The organism is Streptomyces sp. NPDC041970, assembly GCF_055588985.1.
In genome coordinates this window covers 67,563-72,543 of sequence record NZ_JBVJCD010000016.1, presented here as the reverse complement: position 1 = coordinate 72,543, position 4,981 = coordinate 67,563, and the positions used below count along the sequence as shown (strand labels likewise).

Sequence of the window (4,981 nt, the reverse complement as noted above, 5' to 3'; positions counted from 1 at the left end):
GTCGACCACCCCCCCCCCCCCCCCCCCCCCCCCCCCCCCCCCCCCCCCCCCCCCTCCCCCCCCCACCCCCCCCCCCCCCCCCCCGGCGGCGTACCTACGGCTTGGCCATCGTGCAGACGAGGTCGGCCTGCGTGGTGTCGCAGCCCTTGAACCAGGCGTTGCCCGGATCGAGGGTGTACCTGTCCTTGTCGATGATCCGGAACTTCTTCAGGAACCCTTCGTAGAAGTTGTCCAGGCTCATCGAACCGGAGTTGACCTTCAGCGACATCGACGACCGCCCGCAGTTCTCGTCGAACGTCGGCGCGTCGTACCGCGTGTCGTCCAGGAGGTGCTCACTGCCGTCGTCGGTCCTGGCCGCGACGGTCTGGATGCACTCGCCGCCGCCGTTCGCGCCGGCCGGGTTCTGTCCGCCGCGCGCCGCCGGGACCCCCGGTGACTGGTACGTGGACGAGAACGGGAACTCGTCACAGGACACCGTTTCGGCGGCCCCTTCGGTGATCTCGGGGTGCAGCGCCGTCCAGGGGTGCTTGAGGAAGGGCCTGTCCGGGACCCAGCCGTCGGTCCGCTTGGAGCGCGACTTGGGGCACATCACCTTGTCCCGGTTCTCCTTGCGCTCGTACGACGACTCGTTGCGCTCCTTCCTCGGAAGGTACTGCAGCGCGTCGGCGCGGGTCCTGCCGCCCCCCTTGACCTTCGACTTGTTCTGGATCAGCCAGGCGTGTGCCGCGGCCGACGGGTACTTGGCGGTGTTGAACTTGTACTCCGGGAAGTACTGCGGCAGCACGCAACCGGCGTCCGTGCCGTTCGCCGCGACCTTGTCGCACCGCACCTCGACGGAGGGGGAGCGCCACGGTCCGGTGCCCACGTCCTTGTCGCCCTTGCCGTCCGGCGGGCCCGACTCGGTGACGAAGTGGCCCACGAACCACACCGGGAGCTTCTTCGACAGATCGGTGTCCCGCGTCCCCCCGGCGTTGTTCACGTCGCCGTTCCACTTGTGGTCGGCGGTGCCGGTGGCCATGTGCCCGTCCGTGGGATCGTGTTCACCGCCGCCCTTCCAGCTCAGGTCGCTGTAGAAGTCGAAGTTCTTCGCCCCCGCTCCGCCTTCGCACCCGTCGCTGAAGCACATGGAGTCGATGAACGCGTCCTGGCCTCCGTCGCCGAGAAGGACGGCCCGCTCGTCCGGGGGGAAGTCGTTGTAGGTCGGGTTGATCTGGATCCAGGTCTTGATCTCACCCGACCTCGGATCGGTCTTGACCTGGAAGGCGAACTCGAACGTAGCGCGGTACGTGGCGACCGGGAGCCCCTGGTAGAAGTACGTCACCCGGTAGCCCATGTCGTAGAACAGGCACGCCTCGGTACGGGTGATCAGCGACTTCTGCGCCTCGCCGTACAGCGACGGCTGGCACCACGCCCCCTTGATGATCGGGTCGGGGTAGGACGGCGCCCTGGTGCGCATGGCCTGGGCCGCCTTGCGGGTGCCTTCCAGGGACCTCTCCATCTTGGGGGTCACGGTGACCTGCGTGCCGCCGTTGGTGAAGGTGCGGGGCTCCCAGCCCTTCCAGCCGGCGGCCTCGTCGCCGGGCTTCGGCGGCGCCTGCGGGGTGTCGACCTGGGCCGGCGGCGCGGCGTTCGGATCGAGCTGCGGAATCGCTATGTCGATCTTCTGCTTGCGGTTGTAGTCCCGGTTCCCGGAGGTGAAACCGTAGTCCTTGATCGGCCCCACGTTGCCGGCCCGGTCGACCGTGCGGGTCTGCACCGTGTGGTTGCCGTCCGCCGCCGGCGTCACGGTGTACGTGGCGTCCGCGGCCGCGGCCCGCACCGCTCCGGTGGTGGTGGGCGCCGACTTCCAGCCGTGGTCGGCCGCGTCGTCCTCGTACGGGTCGAGGCGGAACTGCACCTGGTGGGCGTCCGGGGCGCCGGTGGTGACGTCGAAGGCGCCCGCGACGCCGGAGGGGCCGCCCCAGTCCTCCGGATAGGTCGCGGAGGTGACGCTCCGCGGCTCGCCGGGAGCGGTGGTGTCGACGACGAACTGGGTCCACCCGGACCAACTGAGGTTGTAGTGGGTGCCGTCGTAGGGGTTGGTGCGGAACTTGTACGTCCGGCCGTCCCGGAGCTGCCCGGCCGGAACGGTCACGGAGGCCGGCTTGCCCGAGGCCACGAAGTCGGAGACGAGCAGACCCTCACCGGCGGGGGTGGTGATGGGGGTGTCGGTGGCGGCGTCGTAGACCTGGAAGGTGCCGTTGACGGTGTCGCCGTCCGGGTCGGTGAAGGTGTCCCGCAGGGTCGGGGTGGTGGTGTTGACCGCCCACACGCCCGCGTACGACGCGAACGGCGCGCCGGCCTGCCGGTTCGTGCCGTCCCAGGGCCGGTAGTTGTAGGTGACGGACAGCTTGGGCTGATTGGCCGCGTTGTTCGCGGAGTTGACCCGCTTCCACGCCTTGACGTCGTCGGTGGCGGCGCGCAGCCCCATGTGGCCGCGGGTCGCCTTGGCGGACGCCCAGGACTGGACGAGGGTGTCGACGTCGGCGTTGATCCAGCCGTCGGGTTGGGTCGCGGCGCAGTCCGCGTTGCCCCTGGTCTGCGTGGAGGAGTGGTACTCCTGGTTCCACGCGGGCTGCGAGGCCCAACGCGAGGCCGTGGAGGGCGCGCCGGTGTCCCAGATCGTCCATTTCTGGGCGCTGCAGTCGGTGTTGCCCGAGTGGAAGTTCCACAGCGCCAGATTGGTGTCGATGATCAGCGCGTCCTGGATGGGCGTGGTGTTCCAGGTGATGTACGAGCGCGCGGTGCGCGGGGTCCCGTCGGGGTTCTTGGTGCCAGGGTTGCCGAGGTCGAGCTCGGTGTCGGTGGACCAGTCGACGGTCTCGCCCTGCTGCACGTAGGTGTCGAAGGTGTTCGACAGTGCGGAGGTGGACGGGTCGACGGTGACCGGGTACCGGGTGTCCGGGTCGGCGAGGAACTCGGCCGAGGGGGTGACCACCAGGTCGATCCTGCCGCGGCCCTTGTCGAGGACCTTCATGTCGACGCGCGCCCGGTTCGTGTGCTCGCCGGAAGCCTTGTCGACGGCGGCGTCCCACATCACCGGAGCGGGCATGGTGGCGCGCCGGGCGCCGGTCGCGGCGTCGGTGAAGGTGACCGAGCCGTCCTCGTTCGCCTTCGCCTTCAGGCCCTCGGCCTTGACCGGCAGGGTGTATGAGTAGGCGCCGGCGGGCCGCTCGGCGATCTCGACGAACTGCTCGAATCCGGTCCGGGTGGCCTCGACGACGACGTCGGCGCCGGGCACGGCGTTCCGGTATCGGGCGTGGGCGCCGTTCAGTTCGGGCTCGGGAAGCCCGCCCTTCCACTGCAGCGTGACGCGCTCGTCGCCCTGGCCGAGGGTGACCAGGTCGCGGGGCGCGGCGTCCTGGGCGGCGCGCAGGGAGGCGGCTCTCGTCCCGCCCTTCCCGGCCAGGCGCAGGCCCTCGGGGTGGCTCTTCGCGCCCACGGAGCCGTCGGCCGCGCGGACGAGGGTGACGTCGACCGGCTGCCACGTACCGCCGCGCCGGACGCGTTCGGGGGCGGTGGTCAACTCCGTGGTGAGGGTGCCCTGGGGGTTGGCGACGGTGTACGTCGTCTCGGTCGTCTCGTCGGTGACGACGACCTTCCTGCCGGTCCTCTTCGCCTCCAGGACCGCCCACGCGCGGGAGCCCTTGGCGTGTGCGGCGGCCCAGGCCATGTCGGAGGCGAGGATCCGGCTCTCGGACGGCTGCTGGACCTGCGCCGGGGCCGCCTTCGGCTCGGGCGTCGCCGCCGTGGCCGTGCCGCCGGCGACGAAGGCGGCCTCGGTGACCAGCAGCAGCGCTGTCGCTGCGGCTCTTCGGGACATCCGTCTGCCCCGTTTCGGCCGGGAGAGCTGTGTGTCAGGAGACACGAAGTGCTGCCTTCCTCTGGGGAATTCGATCGTTTGTGCACAGCGCACAGTCGGCGACGGTAGGGGAGGCAAGCGGATGGCAGTAGTACGGTTCCGGCCGCGCGAGGGGGCGTCGGCGGGGCAGGCCGGTGCGGCGTCGCTCCCGCGCGGCAGGCGCGCCCCAAACATCGGCTTGGTCACACGTGGCAACGGAGGAAGGGGCGCGGCCGCGTGCTCACCGGTCACCGATTACCGGACAATCCGCGGGCCGACCGCAGACAATCGGCGAGCAAGTGCTGGATGCGGGGTGAACCACCCACAAGCCTCAGCCTGTGCGATGTCATCGCCCCGGCCGGCGGAACCTGGCTGGAAGCGGGCTTTCCGGCCGGCGAGGCCGGCGGAGGGGCATGGGCGGCTGGGGCTGCCGGTCCGCCCCGTCTCCGGGAGGGCCGGGCGGGCCGGGCGGCGGCTTCCGTCCTCGCTCGCGATCCCGTCGGCGCGGAGCCGTACGACGCGTCCCCGGGGTACGCGCTCGCCGCCGCGTTCGGGACCGGCGCCGAGCCGAGGCGGAAGCTCACGTTGAACGCCGCCCTCGAACTGCGGCCCTGAGGGGAGGGACGGCGGGTGGGCGCGCGCCGGGGGTGTCGCCGCCCGAGCCGCGCCGGACTCCGGACGAGGACGCGCGTGCCCGCGGCGTCGCCGGTCCCGGCCGCCCGCGCGGGTTCGCGGTGCTGAGACCGTCCGCCCGCGCGGGCGGGGCTCGGGGGCCGCCGTGCCCGGTTGCCCCCGCGGAGGGTCCGGTCGGCGGTCGTGATACGGGTGCTTTCCAGGACGATCGGGACTTCCTCGCGCCGAGCGACCGCGCCCCCGGTGAGCCGTCGGTGCTCTTGACCGGGTCCGGCGGCGGCCTCGCGCGGAGGGCGCGGTCCGTTGGAGCAGCCGGTGACGGGAAGGGCGGTGACCTGGCGTACGTCGGTGGCGCACCGGTGGGGGTGGGGCGCCGGCCGGTCGGCCGTCCGGTCCGTGCCCGGCCGGGGGGGGGGGGGGGAGGGGGGGGGGGGGGGGGGGGGGGGGGGGGGGGGGGGGGGGGGAACG

Annotated in this window: 1 protein-coding gene; it reads right to left on the bottom strand. The window is 72.1% G+C overall.

The genetic code is table 11. The features are described 5' to 3' along the window. Nucleotides 1–94: 94 nt before the first annotated feature. Nucleotides 95–3,862, bottom strand: a complete 3,768-nt coding sequence (locus tag ACZ6EJ_RS11465; RefSeq protein ID WP_469266370.1) for a DNRLRE domain-containing protein — start codon at nt 3,860–3,862, stop codon at nt 95–97. Between the last annotated feature and the right edge of the window lie 1,119 nt (nt 3,863–4,981).